Below are 19681 nucleotides of genomic sequence, written 5' to 3'. Positions count from 1 at the left end.
AGGTTATTTATGGTATATTTTAACTAATATTACTAGTTAGGAGGATTATTTATGGCTGATATGAAAGACTTCCGCAATGCTGATTACGAAATCTCACAGCAATTTATCAATCGCTGGTCTCCCCGTTCCTTTTTGGAGAAGGATATACCTGAGGATGTGCTATTAAGTATATTCGAAGCTGCAAGATGGGCTCCTTCTGCATCCAATATTCAACCTTGGAGATTTGTTATCGCCCGCACGCAAGAAGATTTAGAGAAGTTCCATTCCTTTATTGTACCTGGAAATCTGGCATGGGCTAAGCATGCACCTGCTATAGCAGTTATACTTTCAGAAACATTAACAGAACGTGGTCCCAATGCTTGGCATGCATTTGATGCTGGTACTGCATGGAGTCACCTTGCTCTTGAAGCACATAATAAAGGCTTGGTCACACATGCAATGGGAGGATTTGATAAGGAGCTTGCTCGTCAAGTGTTAAACATTCCAGAGCAATATGAACTACACGCTGTTATTGCAATAGGTTATCAAGGAGAAAAAGAAGCGCTCCCTGCAAATTTGCAAGAGCGTGAAAAGCCAAGCAACAGACGTGCATTAAGTGAGTCACTATTTGAAGGTTCCTTTGGTAAAGGTGCACTTTAATCTATTTTGAAAAAGGGAAGATGCGATACATCTTCCCTTTTTTCATTAACTATTATGTTTACTCTGACTCTGGTATTTCCGTAATAATTTCTGCTATATTATCATCTTGACTTTCTTTATTAACCTCAAGACCATGCAGAATCATGTAGCCATCTTCATATTTAAATACAGGCTTGTATACATCTCCCCAATTGACTAATGTTTCTTCTATAAGCAATCTTAGGGAAGAAGCTGTTTCATCTTTTTCATTTGTATTATTTTTTTCATGTCTGCGATGATAAAGCATAAGCTGATCTATCCAATAAAAACGATAAGACATAATCAACAAAAGCAGTATTCTAATGTCTTCCACATATCTGCCGCCATAAGGATCATCCAATGGCCAGCCTCCTACCTCTCGTACAGCAGAGGTTCTGTAGCATCTCGGCCAAATAGATGTATTTGCCAATAAAAAAGCATATGGATTATCATAATGCTTGCCTTTTTTTATTCGCGATAAATAAACTTGTCCATATTCATCTTCAAAACTTATATTAATATTGCCGCTAATTACCGCAACATCCTCTGGCTGCTTCAACGCTTCATCAGCTAAACTTTGCAATGTGTCTGGATAAAGCCAGTCATCTGGATCAAGCTGAACAAAAAAGGGTGTGTCAATATGCTGAAGTCCAGTGTTCAAGCTAACTGATTGCCCCTTGTTTTCGTCATGTCGTACATATGTTATTCTTGGATCAACAAGATATTTTTTTACTAACTCTGTACTCTCATCTGTCGAGCAGTCATCTACCAAAACAATTTTCCAGGAGAAATACTTTTGTGCGTAAATACTGCTAATAGCATCAATGATATATTTGCCAGGATTGTAAAACGGGATTAGGACTGTAATAAGATTATCCAAGCTATTTTCCCTCCATTTCATAACTACTTTTATATACTATGAGAGAGGGTTTGAAATGGTATGTTCAAACATCTTCCTTATCCACTTTTTCAGCTCTTGCGTAGTAAATAATTGTGCACATTAAAGCTTAAGGGAATACCCGACAAAAAAGCCCTGTACATTTTGTATAGGACTCACTTATTTATTTCTATTGATTTCATTACTCGCTATAATATGTATAATTGCCATTTCCATCGAAAGGAAATATAGACTTACTTCCAAAATCACTTTGCAGCAAAATGAGCACTATTAAAGCCAAAAGATAAAAAACTGCAATTGATTTATTATTTTCCTGCATTTCCTTCTTTTTAGCCCTGTATTTTGCTTGGATAAGTCTTTTTTTACCATTCATCAGACAAGCTCCTTTTTAAAAGTGATCCATTATAACGGCATACATCAACATCACTAACAAAAAATAACATTTCTCATTTCCATTTATTATGCATGAATCTTCCTTTTTTTTCAATATACATCAATTTCTTTTTGTGGAAATTCACTTTTATATATACACCCCACTTAAATGATTAAGCTTTCTATTCCCTTCTATAATCACGTTATTTGTATAAATTGTGGGTCTATGACGGACAACGGTACCATTTAATAAAGCAGCAAAAAAACAGGAAAGAGCACCTGCTCTTTCCTGCAACTTTTTAAACTAAATTCCATTTTATAATTAACCCAAGATGTGTAAGTCCGCCACCAAAGCCGTATAGAAGTAAATGGTCTCCATTTTTGATTTTTTGTTCATCCAGCCCTATCTGGATTGCTAAAGGTATCGAGCTTGATGAGGTGTTTCCATATGGAACCATGCTTGTTAAAGCATTTTCAATTGATACACCAGATTTATCACAAATGGATTCAATCATCCGTAAATTTGCGCTGTGAGGAACAAACCAATCCAGCTGTTCTTTTTTCATATTTGCTTTTTTCAATAATGCGTCCATGGAGGCTGGAATTGTTCTTGTCGCCCATTTATATACCTCACGGCCGTTCTGAACCATTTTTCCGCTGTTGTTTAAAGGTTCTCCGTTCATCTTTTCTGAAAGTCCAGTTCTATAAATATGAACGCCTCCTTCTCCATTTGTGCCCATATGGGATGCGAGAAAGCTCGGATTTTCTTCATCATATTCAACAAGAAATGCTCCAGCACCATCACCAAACAGAATACATGTTGTTCTGTCCGTATAGTCTGTCACCTTAGACAAAGTTTCTGTCGCAACAACAAGAATTTTTTTATGCATTCCTGATGTAATCATACTATTCGCTAAATGCAAACCATATGTGAATCCAGCACATGCAGCACTTAAATCAATCGCACCTGTCTGCTCGATTTTAAAATGGGATTGTATTTGTGCTGCTACACTTGGAAAACCATAATCAGCAGTAGTTGTTGCAACGATGATAAAGTCAACATCATGCAGTGATTGGTTGCTGTTTGCAGCTAAGTTTTCAATTGCCTTAATCGCCAATGTGGAAGCAAACTCTTCTTCTCCTGCAATTCGTCTTTCCTTTATGCCAGTTCTTTGGACGATCCATTCATCACTTGTATCCACCATTTTCGCAAGATCGTTATTTGTCAGTCTCTTTTCAGGGACATATGTTCCAATTGCAGAAATCCTTGCTTTTGAAGTCATTTCCGTTCGCTCCTTTTTATACTTATAACCAATTATTATATTCTACTATTAGTATCAGGTACTAAATTTATATTATTACGAATGAACTTTATTTGTCAACAGTGGAGTATCGACTTTAAATTACTCCTCTTTTCACAGAAAACCTTTTTATATAAAATGATTGGAGGAAGGTATTGGCGACAAGGAATAGAAAAAACAGGCTGTTAACTAAAAAAAAAACGTTCCTTTATTAGGAACGTTTCATAGTTATTAACCTTGTTGAGCATATTTTTTCTGTGATTTAGCAAAGGATTGCTCAATCTCTTCCAGTGAACGACCTTTTGTTTCCGGTACATATCGTTTGATGAAAAATAAGCTTATTAATCCCAATCCAACGAAGATGAAGAAAGTAGTTGCCAGTCCAAATGCATCAAATAACACAGGGAATAGCAATCCTACAAGGAAATTCATCATAAACAGGCAGAAAATAGAAATACCCATTGCTAAACCACGAAGATGAAGTGGATAAATTTCTGACTGCATCAGCCAAGTTACTGGTGAGACAGCTCCTTGCTGAAATGCTAAGAATAACACCGTTAAGCTCAAGATAATATACGGAAGTACGGAAGAACCTTCCATTGTCATTGAAATTATACCAATAAGCAGGAGTGAAGTGCTTGTCCCAACCATACCGAAAAACAGCATTGGTCTTCTGCCTACCTTGTCAAGCAGGGTTATACCAACGAATGTTGCAACAACAGAGATAACTCCATTTGCAATATTACCGATTAAAGCCGCTTCTGTTGAAAAGCCTGCATCCTTCAATATTTCTGTTCCATAATACATGATAGAGTTAACACCTGTTAACTGCTGGATCATGGCAATTCCTATTCCTATAAGTATAATTCTGCGAACATGAGGAAGCTTCAAGTCTTTGAAGGTTGCTTTTTTCACTTTCCCTTCATTTACAATCGTATTCTCAATTTCCTCTAGTTCTTTTCGTGCTTGCATGCGTTCCCTAATCTTTTCAAGTACTTGTAAAGCTCCTTTTAAGTTGCCTTTAGAAGCTAGCCAGCGTGGACTTTCGGGAACAATCAGCATTCCAAGCCATAATAGAACTGCTGGAAGAGTCGCAATAACGAGCATATATCTCCAAATATTGCCCATATCGCCAAATGAGTTTGCTAAAACGGCATTAAATATGTATGCAAGCAGTTGTCCTGTGACAATCATTAATTCATTCTGAGTAACAAGCCTTCCCCTTTTTTCTGCTGGAGCCATCTCCGCTAAAAATGCAGGTACTGTTACAGATGTTGCTCCGACTGCAAGTCCTAAAATAAATCTGCTTAAAACCATAATCTCCATATTTGGAGCAATCGAACAACCAATTGTTGCGATAAGGAAAATAAATGCAACACTTATGATTGTTTTGCGTCTTCCTTTCCTGTCAGACAGCCTTCCTCCAAAAATGGCCCCAAATGCTGCCCCAAACAGAAGGGAGCTCGTTACAAGCCCTTGTGTAAAAGGAGATAAGTTAAGCTGATCTTCTCTTGACATATATGGCAGTGCTCCATTTACTACACCCGTATCATAACCATATAAAAGACCGCCGAATGTAGAAATAAATGTAATCATTTTTAAATATGTTTTTTGTGAAAACCTCTGCTTTTTCTGCCCTTCATTTGAGCTTGCTGCGGATGTTTTTACAAAAGCAGGTTCCTCACTAGTCTTCATTTAATTCCTCACCCTTTTATGTAAATATAGATTCGCAGCTTCCTTTGCTGTTAAGGAAGTGTGTACGAGTTATTTACCTTCTTAAGGGAGTGTTTAAACATATATTAATAAGGGCAGTTATTCTTGATTCAGAAATTTTCTTAGAAATATAAGCAAAATGGTGGTGGCACAAAAGAATTTAAGCCTAAGTTAAAACAAAACTATTTTACAAATCAATAAATAGTTCTGTTTTGTTTTTTTTGTATTTTTTAATAACGGAGGTCACTCGGACGCCTGCGGGAGATGAGTACCCGCAGGCGAAGACAAAAAAGCTCCCTACCTCCCTGCGAAAAGAGCCAGTCCATGTGCACAATGAAACGAACTTAGTTTTCATTCCATACTAATAATATAATCGCATCGCCCAATGTCTAAATTAGAAATTAATTGGTCCCAGTCCCCATGCTTATTCCTGATTTTCACCAACAATAAATGTAGACTTTTTGTCCATTTTCAAGCCAATAATACATAAAGCAATAACAATGAAAAATGCTATAAGAGCCATAAGCGGAATTGTAATAAAGCCTAATAAATGAAAATAATCCGTTGTGCATGACACCCTGCCGCATGAGCCTAGCTCTGGCGGAAACAGCATAATGTAATTGTGATAGACAGAAATAGCAAAGCCAATGCTTGCTAACGTTAAAAAGCTCCAAATTTGATTATAATCTTTTCTTATAATAGCTAAGCCGACAATAATCGGTAATGGGTACATAAATATTCGCTGAAGCCAGCATAGTTTACATGGCTCAAATTTCATAATTTCAGAAAAAAACAAGCTTCCGAATGTGGCAATTGTTGAGACAACCCATATTGCCATTAACAGTTTCTCTTTATTTTTTGTTTCCACATTAATTACCTCCCTTATAGCTAAACGAACACATAATACAGAGCTTGTCCCTTTTTTGTATATAAGAAACGATTCCTCGCAACCAAACAATTTCCCTGTTTATCCCTCATTATTATAGATGATTAAGGAGGTATTGACTATAAGCCACTATCTCCTTAATCTTCAGCTCAATCTGCTTGGGCAATTACTTCCAAGCTGCCATCCTCTGCATGGTGAATGATATTGGTGATTTTGTAAAAACTTTTATCAATTTTAATTGTTTCGCCAATGGATGGTGCTATCTGAAAGATAATCTGTTTAGACTGCCAGCCTTTTCCTTTATCCTGATACAGCGTGTTTAATCTTACCAAAAGCATCACCTCCAATAACATGTGCCTCTCCATATCATATAATTATATTTTTATGTTTATGACATTCCCTATGTTCAATTATAATGTGTACTTGCATATAAAAAACAATAGGAAAAACAGGACAATAAATATTACTGTCCTGTTTTTTCTATTTGAAGCAAAAAAGACAACCAAGTAATATTTACCGCATGAATAATTATTCAATTAATTTAACTTTTACCCTATACAACAGATTAATTTCTTTAAATCCATACTCTTATACATTAAAAACGTGGAACAATAGTCAATGATGTTCAATAAAATATATTTAACTAAATATCATATGAGGGAAGGATTTTTATGGGGGCTATTAATGGAAAAGCTTTTATGGAAAGAATTGATAACATGAATTCAGAAATATGGCTGGACGGCAGAAAAGTCACGCAAAAGCTGTCAGCACATCCAGCATTTAAAGGGATACTGGAGGAAAAAGCTGCATTATTTGACTTGCAGACAAACTTAGATTTGGAGCAGCTAATGACATTTCCTTCCCCGGATACAGGGGAACGTATTGGGATGTCCTATTTGCAGCCAAAAACGAAGGAAGATTTATATAAGCGCCGTAAAATGATGGAATGCTGGGCGAAAGCAAGCTTCGGGATGATGGGCAGAAGTCCTGATTATTTAAATACAGCGGTAATGAGTTTAGCTTCATCAGCTAGTCTGCTTACAGGCAAGAAAAATTGTTTTCCTGAAAACATTGTACGCCTTTATGAAGAAGCAAGAGAGCGTGATTTGACTTTTACCCATACTTTTATTACTCCACAGGTAAATCGGTCACAAATATTTTTAGAGGATGCAAAAGAACCTATCTCTGCTAAAGTCATCGCACGTACCTCAGAAGGATTGGTTATAAAGGGAGCGCGTCTATTGGCAACACAGGGTGGAATAACGGACGAGGTTCTTGTATTTGGTGCACCAAAGTATGATAAAAACGAGGCATTTGCATTCAGTATTCCTTCTAATACACCCGGACTTAAGTTTATTGGCAGAGAGTCATTTTTTGGAGGGAAATCTCATGTTGATCATCCATTAAGCTCTAGATACGAGGAAATGGATTGTATCCTCGTATTTAACGATGTATTGGTTCCATGGAGCCGTGTATTTTTTTATGACAATTTAGATGCAGCAAACGAATTTTTAAACTCCAGCTCCTTCCATCATTTTGCATTACATCAAGTTTTAATTAGGCAAATCGTCAAAACGGAATTTTTATTAGGAATTGCTGAATTAATCATTGATACAATTGATATAAGAGAGTACACTCATATACAAGAAAAAATGGCAGAAATCATCATTACACTTGAAACGATGAAAGCGTTATTAGATAAATCTGAGAACGATGCAATGTACGATAATTTTGGGGGCATAGTACCCAACATTACTCCCCTTCAGGTTTCCAGCAATATATTTTCAAAAAATTACCCTAGATTTGTTGAAATCATTCAATTAATCGGGGCGAGCGGACTTGTTACATTACCGACAGAAGCAGCCTTTCAATCTGAGATAAGAAAGGATTTACTTCAGTATCTGCAGGGTGCAAATAAACAGGCAGTTGATCGCAATAAAATTTTTCGTTTAGCCTGGGATTTAACGATGAGTGCTTTTGGCACAAGACAAACACAGTATGAAAGATTTTTCTTTGGAGACCCGGTAAGATCAGCAAGCAGCTTGTACCGAAATTATGCTTTGGATGAGCATGTACGCTCTGTAAGCAGCTTCTTACAATTAGGAAATTCTGATGATGACAAGCCGACAAATCAACAGACAATCTAACTTCAACTTCAAATGATGTTTAAAAGGAATTTTCAACCCTTGAGATATTATTAGGATGTCGTTAGAGAATCGCTTTATACAGGTATGGTGATTACTTGTACATATTAAATTAAGTTCTCGGGAAAACTTAATTTGAATCATATACAAGGAGGTAAATCACCATGAAAAAAATGAAGCATATGCTTGCAGTTGCTGCCCTAATGACAATCATGACAGGTTGTGGCAATAATGACGATAATAATAACACAGCCATGAATGATGATAATAATAATACTGCAAACAATTTAAGAGATAATAGTGTTGGCTATAAAACAGATGAGCGTAAAAAAGCCAACCTAGATGTCGCAGACAAAGCAGCTGATAAAGTAAAAGATATGAAAGAAGTAAAGCGTGCTGTTGTAATGAAAACAGACGAAAATGCCTTTGTTGCTGTCCAGCTTGAAGGCAATCAAGAAGACGGTGTAACAAATAAGCTAGAGGATAAAATTGCCGATCATGTAAAAGATACAGATAAGGACATCAATAACGTGTACGTATCCTCCAACCCCGATTTTTTTGATCGATTTACAAATTATGCTAATGACATTGAAGATGGAAAACCAATCAGCGGTTTATATGACGAATTTGTCGAAACAGTTAGAAGAATTTTCCCTAATTCACGCTAACAAAAGAAAGATGCCCATCCAATTGGATGGGCATCTTTTATATTAATAAGGATAATAAGGGTAGGCTGGATATGGGTATGGGTATCCTCCATATGGATATCCATATCCATATGGTCCGCCGATAAGTGATCCAGCAGCAAGACCTCCAAGAAGTCCTGCAGCGAAAGGAAAGCCAAATCCATACGGACGGTATCCCCACGGTCTTCTGCCATAGCCAAAATGGCCATAGCCAAAAGGCCTTCCAAATGGTCTTCTTAAATCAGCACTGTTAATTGGATAATTTGCAGCTATCTCATTCATCTCTATATTACCTCCTCCTGTAATCCTTAATACGATATTCACCCAGCCCTTATTTTGCCTAGGTGAATTCACTAATTGTGGAGGAAAAAAAAAAGGGCAAGTTTTCTTTTTTCGAAAGATTGTCTTTACATATTGCTTGGTGGAAACAAGGAAGCCATTTTTTCTCGATCATAATCCAATAACCAATGATTATAATTCTCATAAATAGCATGCAGGTTTTGTTTACTTGCCGCAATAATATCACAGCCACGGTCATCATATAGATGATAAATCATCTGCTTCGTGTGATTTATCAAGTAAATGTTATAGCCAATCCGCCTATCCCCTCTTAGAATAGTTTGCGAATCACCCATATCTTCATGGCATATAGCCTTAAGCAAGGAAGCGTATCTAATTTCGGCCTTCTTACAAATAAGACTAAAGCGATGGGTAACTCCCTCTTCCTCCTCCAATTCAGGGAGTGTTTGGTGCGATAATTGATATAATTTTTGTTTACTTTTTATGAATTTAGAATATACATTCAGCGGACGCTGCTGCAGATACTTGTTGCTTTTGAAAGTATGGACATCTGTCACAAAAATAATGTTATCCTCTTTTGCAAACACCTCATTGAATAATGTGGTGGAACGTTCATAAGCTTGGTTCATGCCACCCTTTTCATTCCATTTAATTGGATCTGCGATTTCAAATCTTAATCCATAATTCCAGCTGTAAAATAACGGTGGCTCTAATACTAAATCCTTAAAATGGCTTTGTAAAAATACATTCACCTGGTTAATCAAAATAGCTTCTCCTTCGCTGAAAAAATAAATAAAAATATTTTTTTTGATTCGATAAACAAATGTTTATAACTGAGTGAAAAAATCCCGAAATTTGCCGATATAAATAATATAGTGCAATATGTGGGGGAATAGCTATGGATAGAAAATACTTAAATGTCATGGAAGAAATCGTCGAGTCTCTCGTAACCTATTTATTGCTCAGTCCCGATTTCCAGCTTTTTTGTAAATGTGAAAAATGTAAAATGGATATAATTGCATACAGCCTAAATAATCTGCCACACCATTATGTTACTACAGATAAAGGCAGAGAACATGTTTTTGAGCAATTGAATACAGACGAAAACCGCAAATGGATTAACAAACGAATTATCAGTGCGATTTATCTTGTTGGAAATTATCCAAAACATTTAGACGAACATTAATGACTCACACTTTTTTAGCAGGTTAAAAAATATCATTTTGAAAATTTTTACGTCCTATAAATTGAAATAAACCAGGCATTCGCCTGGTTTATTTTCATTTCTTTAGTTAGTTGCAGGCTTTGTTGTTGCATTGCTTTGTTTTTCAAGCTCTTTCACTGCACTTTCGCTTGTATCAGCACGTTTAACAAAGAAGGCAAGAACCAATGCGATAATGTTGATTGCAAGTGTTACGTAGAAGGAATATTGAATACCTTCTAACAATGCTTTTTGTGTAATCAACGCTGCAGAGGATTGTGTGATTGTTGCAGGATCTACACCTGCCATCATGCTTTCTGCGTTGTTTTTTGTAACGGTATTCATGATTGTAACTAATATTGCTGTCCCAATGGAACCTGATACCTGCTGTGCTGTATTATTAACAGCAGTTCCATGTGGATTCAGGCGTGTAGGAAGCTGATTTAAACCATTTGTCATAATTGGCATCATAACCATCGACATTCCGAACATACGAAGTGTATACACAAGTATGATATACGTATGTGTTGAATCAAGCTGCACATGTGCTAGCATAAATGTGGATAATCCTGTGATAGCAAGGCCTATGACTGCAAGAACACGAGGTCCAAACTTATCAAACAGTCTGCCTGTAATCGGAGACATAATCCCCATAATAATCGCACCTGGAAGCATCATTAACCCTGAATCAAGTGGTGAAATACCTCTTACATTCTGCACATAGGCTGGTGTTAATATCATCCCTGAGAACATGGCAACGGCATTTACTATGGCAATGACTGAGCCAAGCGCAAACATTGGATATTTATAAACACGCAAGTCAAGCAGCGGCTCTTCCATTTTTAACTGTCGAACGATGAATGCAGCTAAAGCTAGTGCCCCGGCAATCAATGTAGTCAACACAATTGGATCTGTCCAGCCGTCAGAGCTTGCAGAACTAAAGCCATAAAGCAAACCGCCAAATCCGATAGTTGATAACACAATTGAAATATAATCAAGTGTTGCATTTTTGTTTTGATTCATAACGTTTTTTAGCTTCCATACTGCAAGCAGTAAGCTAATAACAGCTAGTGGAAGAATCATTTCAAAAAGAAGTCTCCAATCGTAATACTCTACGATATAACCAGATAATGTTGGTCCGATTGCTGGAGCCGTAATCATAACTAATCCGAAAATACCCATTGCAGCTCCACGTTTTTCACGGGAGAAACTGATTAACATAATATTCATAAGCAACGGACCCATTACAGAAGATCCTGCAGCTTGGATCATACGTCCAGCAAGCAATGTGCCGAAGTTAGGCGCAAATGCTGCCAACGCCGTACCTGCTGTAAAGATAGCCATTGATGTAATAAATAGGCTTCTGTTTGAAAAACGGGTCAAAAGAAATGCTGAAGCAGGAATTAATATACCACTCACAAGCATATAGCCTGTTGACAACCACTGTACTGTTGAATAATCTTCAATTTTTAAATCCACCATAATGGATGGCAGCGCAACGTTTAAAAGGGAGTTATTCAAAAATGAAACGAAGGCTCCCACAAAAAGAATAGCAATCATCAAATATGGGGGTTTTTTTTGTTGTAAACTTGAATCCATCTAATTTATCTCCTCACTATTTTTAACTCATCATGTTATTTACCTTTAGTTTGCTTAAATCACAGCTACTTTATGATTGTTCATCTTAACCCTCTGTTTTGCAAAACCCTCTTTTTAGCAGCTTCATTTGCATTAAATAGCTGTTTTCTGCTTCTTTTGCGGTAAGATCCTTCACAAACATTTGCACTAAATTATGAAAGGTAACAGCTGTCATTACCCTTACCATATGATGTAATTCACTTTCATCTTCTATATTCAGCATGCTTTTATCTATCGATTTAGAAATGTTTTCAAAATGACTTTTTTGTTTTTCCTCATATACATTATTGGCTAAGGTATTTTCCAATTTATAGTTCATATTCAAGAAAGCATTTTTAAAAAAGCTAGCTTGGTCATTTTCTTTATGATTGCTTACCATAAATCTAAATGACTCAATAAACGTTTTAAACAGGTCACCATTATTTTCCTGTAATATCAGCAGAAATTTTTCGGTATTTTTCTTAGAGGTTTCGCTTAATAAATAGAAATACAAATCTTCTTTATCATCAAAATATTGATAAAAACTACCTCTTGGAATACCTGCGCTTTTAATAATATTTGCAATCGAAGCTTCATGGAGCGGCACTCTTGAAAATTCCTCTTTAGCAGCAAGTATTAGTGTATCCTGCTTATCCGGAGCTAAGTGAAAAAAAGTTTGTTTTGGCATAGCATAACCCTACTCTCTTCATATGACACTGTGTCATATCTATTAACAAAATTTATTATATGTGACACAGTGTCATATGTCAATATAAAAACATGACAATGTGTCACTTTTTGTGATTGCTAATTTTTAGAGGCATTTTTCTTTAATGATGTTCCACACCTTTAAATGGAAAAGTAAATTAACAAGCAAAAGAGCTAGGAGGAATTCTTTTAAAGAATGATCTCCTAGCTCTATATGTGGTAACTCATTATCCCTTGTGTTTTTGCTTGTCAATTTCTTCTTTCAAACGACCTTCAGGGGCAAAATCCTTTTCCCAATTTGGCGGCTTAATGATCTTTCCATCTTCTTCCCTGAATCTCGGTTTTCCATCTTCAAATAGTTTGCCCATATTTGCCTCTTGGACAATATTGAATAAATTGAACGGTTCAACTCCGGCAATAACAAAGCTGCCTTGATTGAAATATTCCACATCTGTTAATGCATCCATTTGTGCAACAAGCACATCATCGACAGGTTTTTTCTCTGTCATCATTTTATCTGCTGCTTTATGGAGTCCTTTAAGAAATTGCTGGAATAACTCCTGGAATTTCTCTTCCTCACCTGCTGCAGTAGCGTAAAGGAATTCCACAAGCTCTTCTCCTGTCCAAACTGCTCTGTTAACGGCAGTTTTTTCCGCAATCGGCTTAGGACTTTCTCCTACTTGGTGACCAAATGCCTGATGAAAATCCTTTACCATATTATACATAATATTTAAATCTTTATTTTGTTCGTTAGCCATACCTTACTCCCTTTATCAATAGTCTACCATGAGTATTTTACCATTATTGTTCCCAATATGGGACTTACATTCTGTTTTTTTTTTTGTAATCCAAAAAATACCCGCGATTTTCTTTTATATAACAACGTTTTAGACCAAGCAGCTGTAAGCATATTAACCATGTGAAAAAACACTAATTTACTAGCATTTAAACCCCTGTTATAATACTAGAGGAAAGAGGTGTTGAATCAGTGGATATATTCAGTATTAAAGAATTATCAGAGGTTATACGTCATGTCGAAATTGAAGGTCAAGGGGGTATCTTTACAGAAGAAACCGGAAAACTGCCAAAGGATTATCCAAAAGAATTTCTGAGTCGAATTGTTAACTATATATCCGACCGAGTATTAATCGAAAAGATTGATGCTTTAACCGAGGATGAAGCACTTCATATGTTTGTTAAATCTGTTTATATTGTGCGAATCAAACATTTTGAAAGTCCAAATAATATGGAAGAAAATGCAATCATAGAAAAAGTTTTTGAAGATTATATAATGGAACCTTCCGCGCTGAAATAATTGCGCTCACTTTAGATACTATTTTCAGGCTGTTTAGCATTCTGTGCAATAACAGCCTGAGATCATATATTTCACATAAGAGCTTAATGCTGTACCTTATTGCGGTTAATATTGTTTGTGATAAATTCCACAATAGGTTTCTTCGTAATTAAATTTTCATACTTCTTTTGCGCCATTAAATTATTTTTCCAGTCAGAATGCTTTCTTTTCGTTTTCAGCTCATGAGTATTCATAGCTTCCACACCCTTTTCATTCATTCTAACGTGTTTATACCCTCCTGCTGCTAACTATAAACGCCTAACCCCTATATTTTCGATCTTTTTTTGAAATAATAATATTTACCTGTTCCTTTTTCAACTAGTAGAGTACAATAATAAGCATTAAACAAGTGAAGAATAGAGGAGAAACATGGATATTAGGCAGCTTATGTATTTCGTTGAAGTTGTTAAACAAAAGAGCATGACAAGAGCATCAGAAAAATTGCATATTTCACAGCCTGCATTAAGCAAGGGGATCAAAAGTTTAGAAGAAGAGATTGGGATTACGCTCATAAATCGCTCCAATAAAACGCATGAGTTAACAGATGCCGGCCAAATTGTGTACGAATATGCACAAAAAATTATGGCGCAAATGGATGAGATGGCAACTACTCTCCATGACATGACAAATCTTGCAAGAGGAAGCATTACAATAGGTATTCCGCCAATGATTGGGAGCTTGTTCTTTCCTAAAGTAATTGCTGCATTTCATAAAGCTTATCCAAATATTCATATCAATATAAAAGAATATGGAGCTGCTAAAGTTGTTAAGAGTGTGGAAGAAGGCGAATTTGAAATTGGTATCGCTGTATTGCCTCTAACGGATGAATCTTCCTTTAATGTTTTTCATCTTGTAAGTGAAGAAATCAAACTAATTGTAAATGAGCAGCATAAGCTTGCAGATAGAAAGCAAGTCCATATGAAGGAGCTGAAAGAGGAGGAATTCATTTTTTATAGCGAAGAGTTTGCCCTGTATGAAATGATGAAAAGAGGCTTCATTAATGAAGGATTTGAGCCAAACATTATTTTCAAAAGCTCACAATGGGACTTTATGATTGAAATAGTGGCAGCAAACCTAGGAATCTCCATGCTCCCAGAATCAATTTGCAGCAGAACTACGAATAATCAAGTACGATTTATGGATTTAAAGCCAGTAACAAACTGGCAATTGGCTGTCATAACAAAAAAAGACCGCTATCTTTCTGTCGCCGGAAGAAGGTTTATAGATTTTATTCTTCAGCAGTAGCTTCCCTTCTTCCCTCTCCCTTCCTCCTTTTGTCATCTCACAGCTCCATCATAACTTATAGTTATATTAATTATAATTATTATGTATTTTACGAATACCAACAATCATCGTATTATATCCATATAGTTAATCTTTTGAAGCATGCACTTTCATTGATTAACATTAGGAAGGTGATTTTATTGAAACTAATCATAATAATTGGGCAAATTGCTTTTATACATCTTTTTCTTTTTCTGGGAATGGGAATAAAAATGGTTGTGTCAGTTCCGCTGCCGGCATCCATGATTGGTCTCATTTTTTTATTTATAGGATTGCAGCTTGGCTGGATTAAATTAAAATGGGTGGAGCAAGGAGCTGCCTGGCTGTTAGCAGAGCTACTGCTGTTTTTTATTCCTTCAGCAGTTGGAATCGTTAATTATGAAGAGATTTTTAACATGAAAGGCGTCGAAACAGTACTTCTCATTGCTGTGAGTACCTTTATAGTCATGGGTGCGACAGGTTTTACAGCAGAAAAAATCTATAATAGAAAGAGAAGTTTTCATAAATGAATATTTTACTGTTTACAGCATTAACCTATTTATTATACAGACTGACAAAGTGGAGCTATAAAAAGTGGAAAAATCCCTTACTGCACCCACTCCTGCTGGCACCATTAATGTTGATACTTTTTATCAGCTGCCTGCATATACCTGCAGGCAACTATACAGATGCTTCCCGATTTTTAACTCATCTGCTTGGTCCTGCAACAATAGCATTTGCTGTGCCAATATATAAGCATAAGCATTTGCTGAAGAAATACTTCGGTGTCATGCTTATAAGCGTCACAACCGGAACAGTTGTTGCTATTGTTTCTTCTTATTTCTTTTCTATGTTCATTCACTTAAGACCTGATTTTATGATAAGTATCCTGCCGCGTTCAATTACGACTCCAATTGCAATAGAAGTTTCACAGGAAATCGGCGGGCTACCGCCATTAACAACAGTATTTGTTATTCTGACAGGAATCATTGGTGGAATTATCGGCCCATATGCGATTAAATTTTTGTCGCTAAAATCACCGATAGCAAGAGGCTTGGCGTTAGGGATGGGTGCACATGGTGTAGGAACAACAAAAGCAATGGAATTTGGAGAACAGGAAGCAACCTTTTCAACACTTGCGATGATATTAGCTGCGTGGATTACGGTTATTTGGGGTAGCTCGCTCATCCCATTATTAATGAATATAACGAGTTAAAAAAAAAACTAAAATCCAAAAGGATTTTAGTTTTTTATTTTGAATAAATGCTATTATTATTGACGACTTGTAATTCTCTAGTCGTTTGTGCCATATCACTGCCGCAAATTGGGCATTTCGGTTTTTCACTGCTTTTAAAATTGTCTCGTAACCAACACTTACATGTTTCAGATACACAATCCCAAATTACTACTTCTTCTTTTACAACTTCCTCGTTATTCTTCCGGCCAAAACCCATTGCCAAATGAAACACCTCCATGAAGCTTTTGTTTGTTTCGGCTCTGGATACAATGCCAGAGTACGTTCGAGCCGATAAAAATAAAAAATCACTTGTAAACGTAAGAAATCTACAGACTAGACCTTAAAAAACAAGTGACAAAACATATCTATCTTTTAACCTATCTTATAATTATAGCACATTTATAAAAAAAGTCAAATATTTAATATTTCATAGTAACATATTTCATTTCAAATGAAAAGCAATAGCTATCCTGAAAGCAATATGATATTATTTTCGAGTGTGCAATAAATTCACCGATACTTTCAAATACTAGCAAGTACTAACATAGGAGGCTAACACAAATGAATATAACAGAATACACAGTTGAAAAGCTTCAGGATCCTACAGGTATTTTAGCCGGAGACCGTTATGAATTTATCTTACAGCTTGAAGAAGAGGAAGATGATGAGCTGTTTGAGGACGGAGCAGTTGAGCTGAAGGTATTATTTTTTGTTGATGAGAAGGAAATGAAGGTTTTAAATTATCATTTCCATAACAGCAGTCAGGATAAGTACTTAGACTTTGCTTTAGAGGATGAAGAGCTCCAAGAGATTCACAACTTTTGCAGCAGCCACTATGCATCAGAAGAGGCTTAATCTACATAAAAAGGAGCAGGCTAATCCTGCTCCTTTTTCTTTTCTTATACTTCCACAGACTTCCCGTCTTCAACAATATGATGCATTAAATGTGCAAGGTAATGAATTGGACCAAATTCTTGTTCATCCGCTTCTTCCTCTTCATCCTCATCTATTTGCAGATCATTTAAATGCAATGCGATAAACTGATAAAAATCCTTTAACTCAAATGAATAGCAAGCGGATGGAGATTCATTCTCCTCTTCATATTGAAGAACTAAATAAGATTCTTTGCCACTTTCATCCACTGCATCAAAATAGATGAAAAAGCCGATATTTGTATCAAGCTCAAACAGCTGTCTAGTTCCACCGCTTGTGACACGATTGAAGTCCTCTTCGCTTAATTTTTGAACTGTAATATTTTCCATACCGTCTTCTTTATGAAATTCAACAGTATATTCCTTCATATATTAGCACCTCTTTCTTAATCAGCCTTAATTGTAACAGACTTTGTCCATTTCGCAAAAAACATAGCCTAAAAAATGAACAATGCGAAAAAGAACCCTGTACATGCAGGGTTCTTTGAGATAAGCATATTAAAGTTTCGTTACGTTAACAGCTTGTGGGCCACGTGCGCCATCTTCAATATCAAAGTTAACTTCTTGGCCTTCATCTAATGTTTTGAAACCGTCTGTTTGAATTGCAGAAAAATGTACGAATACATCATCTCCACCTTCTACTTCGATAAATCCAAAACCTTTTTCTGAGTTAAACCATTTTACTTTACCTGTTGCCATTTTATTGCCTCCTAGATTTAAATAACCAGGATATACATTTATATCCTTCATTTGTACATTTTAACCATTATGAGGAGAAATTAAACATAATCCAGAAAATATTTTTTATTAGTCTCTAGTTCTATTTCTGTTTCTGCTTCTTCTTTCTCCGCCGCCGCCGTTGCCGCCGCCACGGTTGCGATCATATCCGCGTCCGCCTCTGTCACCACTACGACGACGTCCGCCGCCGCCAGAACGGTCACCTTTTGGCTTTTTAGAACGAAGCGGTTCAACAGCAGTCAATCTAACTGGCGTTGCATCCGGCTCTTTTGTAAGAAGTTTTAATGCACTTGCAAGCAATGTAACAGAATCCGTTTCTTCCAGTAAAGTTTCTGCAAGACGCTTGTATTCTGCGAATTGATTCTCTTCAACCGTTTTTTGGATTTTGTTGATTGTTGCCTGTTGGTTTCCTGCCAATACATCTGTAGTTGATGGAATTGGGTTTTTAACCATTTTTTTCTTCGTTACATTTTCAATGATGCGAAGGTGATCTACTTCTCTTGGAGATACAAATGTTACAGCATAACCTTTTTTACCAGCACGGCCAGTACGACCAATTCGGTGAACATAGCTTTCTGGATCTTGTGGAATATCAAAGTTGTAAACATGTGTTACACCGCTAATATCCAATCCGCGGGCAGCTACATCTGTTGCTACCATGATATCAATTGTTTGCTCCTTGAAGCGACGGATTACTTGATCCCTTTTACCTTGAGGAATATCACCATGGATTCCTTCAGCAGAATATCCACGTTTGATTAATCCTTCAACTACTTCATCAACACGTTTTTTCGTTCTTCCGAATACAATCGCAAGATCTGGTGATTGGATATCAAGAAGACTGCATAGTACATCAAACTTTTGGCGTTCTTGCAGCTCGATAAAGTGTTGTTCAATATTTGTAACAGTCATTTCTTTCGCTTTAACCTTAACAAGCTCTGGCTCCACCATGAAGCGCTCTGCCAATGATTGAATTCTTTTTGGCATTGTTGCTGAGAAAAGTAAAGTTTGACGTGTTTTTGGTGTTTCACTCAAGATTCTTTCGATATCTTCGATGAAGCCCATATTTAGCATTTCATCTGCTTCATCCAAAACGATCATTTTTGTATCTTGCAAACGAATTGTTTTTCTTTCAATATGGTCGATAAGACGTCCAGGAGTTGCCGCAATAATTTCTGGCTTTTTCTTTAAACCACGAATTTGGCGGTTAATATCTTGTCCACCATAAATTGGCAATGTACGGATACCTTTTACTGCACCGATACGGTTAAGTTCTTCTGCAACCTGTACAGCCAATTCTCTAGTTGGAGCGATAACAAGACCTTGAACAGCTTTACCAACTTCGATTTTTTCCAAAAGTGGAACACCGAATGCTGTTGTTTTACCTGTTCCTGTTTGTGCCTGTCCAATCATATCTTTACCTGCAAGACCAATCGGAATCGCCTGTGCTTGAATTGGTGTTGGCTCTTCAAAACCCATATTGGATAATGCTTTTTCTAAACTGCTGCTTAAATTAAAATCTGAAAAAGTCGTCAATACTTTTTCCTCCTTCGTTATTGCTCATTGCCTTAAATACTTTTAAAGAATGCTGGTCGTCCACATTGGATTCCCTAGCCTATTTTACCCAAAATGGTAGGCATTTAAATAATCTAATCTTGAGAAATATTGGAGCAA

General features: G+C 36.4%; 25 protein-coding genes. 9 read left to right on the top strand and 16 right to left on the bottom strand.

The features are described from left to right. Positions 1-51 precede the first annotated feature (51 nt). On the top strand, positions 52-639 hold the full coding sequence (locus NQZ71_RS10170; protein WP_317010537.1) for a nitroreductase family protein: 588 nt from the start codon (positions 52-54) through the stop codon (positions 637-639). Positions 640-697: 58 nt separating this feature from the next. On the opposite strand, the gene NQZ71_RS10165 is transcribed toward NQZ71_RS10170, so the two are convergent. The 6 genes from NQZ71_RS10165 to NQZ71_RS10140 form a co-directional block, all read right to left on the bottom strand. Next, entirely contained in the window at positions 698-1537 is an 840-nt protein-coding gene (locus NQZ71_RS10165; protein ID WP_317010536.1) for a glycosyltransferase family 2 protein, read from the bottom strand. Between the two features lie 199 nt (positions 1538-1736). Then, positions 1737-1928, bottom strand: a complete 192-nt coding sequence (locus NQZ71_RS10160; protein ID WP_144453119.1) for a hypothetical protein — start codon at positions 1926-1928, stop codon at positions 1737-1739. A 298-nt stretch (positions 1929-2226) separates the two neighbouring features. Further along, the gene (locus NQZ71_RS10155; RefSeq protein ID WP_260054519.1) at positions 2227-3210 is read right to left on the bottom strand and encodes a ketoacyl-ACP synthase III; all 984 of its coding nucleotides are present in this window, start codon (positions 3208-3210) and stop codon (positions 2227-2229) included. A gap of 249 nt (positions 3211-3459) precedes the next feature. Further along, entirely contained in the window at positions 3460-4923 is a 1464-nt protein-coding gene (locus NQZ71_RS10150) for a sugar porter family MFS transporter (RefSeq protein WP_260054518.1), read from the bottom strand. Between the two features lie 442 nt (positions 4924-5365). Then, a complete protein-coding gene (locus NQZ71_RS10145; protein WP_317010535.1) occupies positions 5366-5809 on the bottom strand; it encodes a disulfide oxidoreductase in 444 nt (147 codons plus the stop codon). Positions 5810-5976: 167 nt separating this feature from the next. Further along, complete coding sequence (locus tag NQZ71_RS10140) at positions 5977-6159, bottom strand: hypothetical protein (RefSeq protein ID WP_127737779.1); 183 nt, start codon at positions 6157-6159, stop codon at positions 5977-5979. A 339-nt stretch (positions 6160-6498) separates the two neighbouring features. On the opposite strand from NQZ71_RS10140, the gene hpaB reads away from it, so the two are divergent. After that, positions 6499-7974, top strand: coding sequence for a 4-hydroxyphenylacetate 3-monooxygenase, oxygenase component (hpaB, locus tag NQZ71_RS10135; protein ID WP_317010534.1), 1476 nt, complete (start codon positions 6499-6501; stop codon positions 7972-7974). 161 nt (positions 7975-8135) lie between these two features. After that, complete coding sequence (locus NQZ71_RS10130; protein WP_317010533.1) at positions 8136-8639, top strand: YhcN/YlaJ family sporulation lipoprotein; 504 nt, start codon at positions 8136-8138, stop codon at positions 8637-8639. Positions 8640-8681: 42 nt separating this feature from the next. On the opposite strand, the gene NQZ71_RS10125 is transcribed toward NQZ71_RS10130, so the two are convergent. Together NQZ71_RS10125 and NQZ71_RS10120 are read right to left on the bottom strand one after the other, a co-directional pair. Next, positions 8682-8939 carry a spore coat protein gene (locus tag NQZ71_RS10125; protein ID WP_260054515.1) on the bottom strand — a complete coding sequence of 86 codons (258 nt, stop codon included), beginning with the start codon at positions 8937-8939 and terminating at the stop codon, positions 8682-8684. Positions 8940-9064: 125 nt separating this feature from the next. Next, positions 9065-9721 (bottom strand): DUF3885 domain-containing protein, encoded by a 657-nt coding sequence (locus NQZ71_RS10120; protein WP_275007953.1) that lies wholly within the window; start codon positions 9719-9721, stop codon positions 9065-9067. A 134-nt stretch (positions 9722-9855) separates the two neighbouring features. On the opposite strand from NQZ71_RS10120, the gene NQZ71_RS10115 reads away from it, so the two are divergent. Then, the gene (locus NQZ71_RS10115) at positions 9856-10143 is read left to right on the top strand and encodes a late competence development ComFB family protein (RefSeq protein WP_225314680.1); all 288 of its coding nucleotides are present in this window, start codon (positions 9856-9858) and stop codon (positions 10141-10143) included. A 102-nt stretch (positions 10144-10245) separates the two neighbouring features. Here the strand turns inward: NQZ71_RS10115 and NQZ71_RS10110 are convergent, their stop codons facing one another. From NQZ71_RS10110 to NQZ71_RS10100, 3 genes are all read right to left on the bottom strand, one after another. Beyond that, positions 10246-11757 carry an MDR family MFS transporter gene (locus NQZ71_RS10110; protein ID WP_144453106.1) on the bottom strand — a complete coding sequence of 504 codons (1512 nt, stop codon included), beginning with the start codon at positions 11755-11757 and terminating at the stop codon, positions 10246-10248. An 85-nt stretch (positions 11758-11842) separates the two neighbouring features. Further along, positions 11843-12463, bottom strand: coding sequence for a TetR/AcrR family transcriptional regulator (locus NQZ71_RS10105; RefSeq protein ID WP_275007957.1), 621 nt, complete (start codon positions 12461-12463; stop codon positions 11843-11845). Between the two features lie 247 nt (positions 12464-12710). Next, entirely contained in the window at positions 12711-13241 is a 531-nt protein-coding gene (locus tag NQZ71_RS10100; protein WP_144453102.1) for a pyrophosphohydrolase domain-containing protein, read from the bottom strand. 230 nt (positions 13242-13471) lie between these two features. Between NQZ71_RS10100 and NQZ71_RS10095 the strand changes: the two genes are divergently transcribed. Further along, positions 13472-13798 carry a hypothetical protein gene (locus tag NQZ71_RS10095; protein ID WP_144453100.1) on the top strand — a complete coding sequence of 109 codons (327 nt, stop codon included), beginning with the start codon at positions 13472-13474 and terminating at the stop codon, positions 13796-13798. Between the two features lie 83 nt (positions 13799-13881). Here NQZ71_RS10095 and NQZ71_RS10090 read toward each other — a convergent pair whose 3' ends face one another. Next, on the bottom strand, positions 13882-14031 hold the full coding sequence (locus NQZ71_RS10090) for a hypothetical protein (RefSeq protein WP_260054513.1): 150 nt from the start codon (positions 14029-14031) through the stop codon (positions 13882-13884). A 175-nt stretch (positions 14032-14206) separates the two neighbouring features. On the opposite strand from NQZ71_RS10090, the gene NQZ71_RS10085 reads away from it, so the two are divergent. From NQZ71_RS10085 to NQZ71_RS10075, 3 genes are all read left to right on the top strand, one after another. After that, a complete protein-coding gene (locus NQZ71_RS10085; protein ID WP_144453098.1) occupies positions 14207-15082 on the top strand; it encodes a LysR family transcriptional regulator in 876 nt (291 codons plus the stop codon). A 170-nt stretch (positions 15083-15252) separates the two neighbouring features. After that, on the top strand, positions 15253-15630 hold the full coding sequence (locus tag NQZ71_RS10080; protein ID WP_260054569.1) for a CidA/LrgA family protein: 378 nt from the start codon (positions 15253-15255) through the stop codon (positions 15628-15630). Next, on the top strand, positions 15627-16316 hold the full coding sequence (locus NQZ71_RS10075) for an LrgB family protein (protein ID WP_317010532.1): 690 nt from the start codon (positions 15627-15629) through the stop codon (positions 16314-16316). The genes NQZ71_RS10080 and NQZ71_RS10075 overlap by 4 nt, the downstream gene beginning before the upstream one ends. A 34-nt stretch (positions 16317-16350) precedes the next feature. Here NQZ71_RS10075 and NQZ71_RS10070 read toward each other — a convergent pair whose 3' ends face one another. Next, positions 16351-16554, bottom strand: coding sequence for a cold-inducible protein YdjO-related protein (locus tag NQZ71_RS10070; RefSeq protein ID WP_275008103.1), 204 nt, complete (start codon positions 16552-16554; stop codon positions 16351-16353). Between the two features lie 344 nt (positions 16555-16898). Between NQZ71_RS10070 and NQZ71_RS10065 the strand changes: the two genes are divergently transcribed. Next, positions 16899-17192, top strand: a complete 294-nt coding sequence (locus NQZ71_RS10065; protein WP_144453094.1) for a DUF6509 family protein — start codon at positions 16899-16901, stop codon at positions 17190-17192. A gap of 44 nt (positions 17193-17236) precedes the next feature. On the opposite strand, the gene NQZ71_RS10060 is transcribed toward NQZ71_RS10065, so the two are convergent. The 3 genes from NQZ71_RS10060 to NQZ71_RS10050 form a co-directional block, all read right to left on the bottom strand. Then, positions 17237-17638, bottom strand: coding sequence for a cytosolic protein (locus NQZ71_RS10060; RefSeq protein ID WP_127737765.1), 402 nt, complete (start codon positions 17636-17638; stop codon positions 17237-17239). A gap of 129 nt (positions 17639-17767) precedes the next feature. Beyond that, complete coding sequence (locus tag NQZ71_RS10055) at positions 17768-17968, bottom strand: cold-shock protein (RefSeq protein WP_127737764.1); 201 nt, start codon at positions 17966-17968, stop codon at positions 17768-17770. A gap of 108 nt (positions 17969-18076) precedes the next feature. After that, the gene (locus tag NQZ71_RS10050; RefSeq protein WP_275007963.1) at positions 18077-19543 is read right to left on the bottom strand and encodes a degradosome RNA helicase CshA; all 1467 of its coding nucleotides are present in this window, start codon (positions 19541-19543) and stop codon (positions 18077-18079) included. Between the last annotated feature and the right edge of the window lie 138 nt (positions 19544-19681).

The organism is Niallia taxi, from assembly GCF_032818155.1.
Lineage (GTDB): Bacteria > Bacillota > Bacilli > Bacillales > Cytobacillaceae > Niallia > Niallia taxi_A.
This window is presented reverse-complemented; position numbering and strand designations above follow the sequence as displayed.

What these genes read in the sequence shown, in the direction of transcription:
- NQZ71_RS10170 (WP_317010537.1), top strand. Translation starts at nt 52, where the DNA reads ATGGCTGATATGAAAGACTTCCGCAATGCTGATTACGAAATCTCACAG.
- NQZ71_RS10160 (WP_144453119.1), bottom strand. Translation starts at nt 1,928, where the DNA reads ATGAATGGTAAAAAAAGACTTATCCAAGCAAAATACAGGGCTAAAAAG.
- NQZ71_RS10155 (WP_260054519.1), bottom strand. Translation starts at nt 3,210, where the DNA reads ATGACTTCAAAAGCAAGGATTTCTGCAATTGGAACATATGTCCCTGAA.
- NQZ71_RS10150 (WP_260054518.1), bottom strand. Translation starts at nt 4,923, where the DNA reads ATGAAGACTAGTGAGGAACCTGCTTTTGTAAAAACATCCGCAGCAAGC.
- hpaB (WP_317010534.1), top strand. Translation starts at nt 6,499, where the DNA reads ATGGGGGCTATTAATGGAAAAGCTTTTATGGAAAGAATTGATAACATG.
- NQZ71_RS10130 (WP_317010533.1), top strand. Translation starts at nt 8,136, where the DNA reads ATGAAAAAAATGAAGCATATGCTTGCAGTTGCTGCCCTAATGACAATC.
- NQZ71_RS10125 (WP_260054515.1), bottom strand. Translation starts at nt 8,939, where the DNA reads ATGAATGAGATAGCTGCAAATTATCCAATTAACAGTGCTGATTTAAGA.
- NQZ71_RS10115 (WP_225314680.1), top strand. Translation starts at nt 9,856, where the DNA reads ATGGATAGAAAATACTTAAATGTCATGGAAGAAATCGTCGAGTCTCTC.
- NQZ71_RS10110 (WP_144453106.1), bottom strand. Translation starts at nt 11,757, where the DNA reads ATGGATTCAAGTTTACAACAAAAAAAACCCCCATATTTGATGATTGCT.
- NQZ71_RS10105 (WP_275007957.1), bottom strand. Translation starts at nt 12,463, where the DNA reads ATGCCAAAACAAACTTTTTTTCACTTAGCTCCGGATAAGCAGGATACA.
- NQZ71_RS10100 (WP_144453102.1), bottom strand. Translation starts at nt 13,241, where the DNA reads ATGGCTAACGAACAAAATAAAGATTTAAATATTATGTATAATATGGTA.
- NQZ71_RS10090 (WP_260054513.1), bottom strand. Translation starts at nt 14,031, where the DNA reads ATGAATACTCATGAGCTGAAAACGAAAAGAAAGCATTCTGACTGGAAA.
- NQZ71_RS10085 (WP_144453098.1), top strand. Translation starts at nt 14,207, where the DNA reads ATGGATATTAGGCAGCTTATGTATTTCGTTGAAGTTGTTAAACAAAAG.
- NQZ71_RS10075 (WP_317010532.1), top strand. Translation starts at nt 15,627, where the DNA reads ATGAATATTTTACTGTTTACAGCATTAACCTATTTATTATACAGACTG.
- NQZ71_RS10070 (WP_275008103.1), bottom strand. Translation starts at nt 16,554, where the DNA reads ATGGGTTTTGGCCGGAAGAATAACGAGGAAGTTGTAAAAGAAGAAGTA.
- NQZ71_RS10065 (WP_144453094.1), top strand. Translation starts at nt 16,899, where the DNA reads ATGAATATAACAGAATACACAGTTGAAAAGCTTCAGGATCCTACAGGT.
- NQZ71_RS10060 (WP_127737765.1), bottom strand. Translation starts at nt 17,638, where the DNA reads ATGAAGGAATATACTGTTGAATTTCATAAAGAAGACGGTATGGAAAAT.
- NQZ71_RS10055 (WP_127737764.1), bottom strand. Translation starts at nt 17,968, where the DNA reads ATGGCAACAGGTAAAGTAAAATGGTTTAACTCAGAAAAAGGTTTTGGA.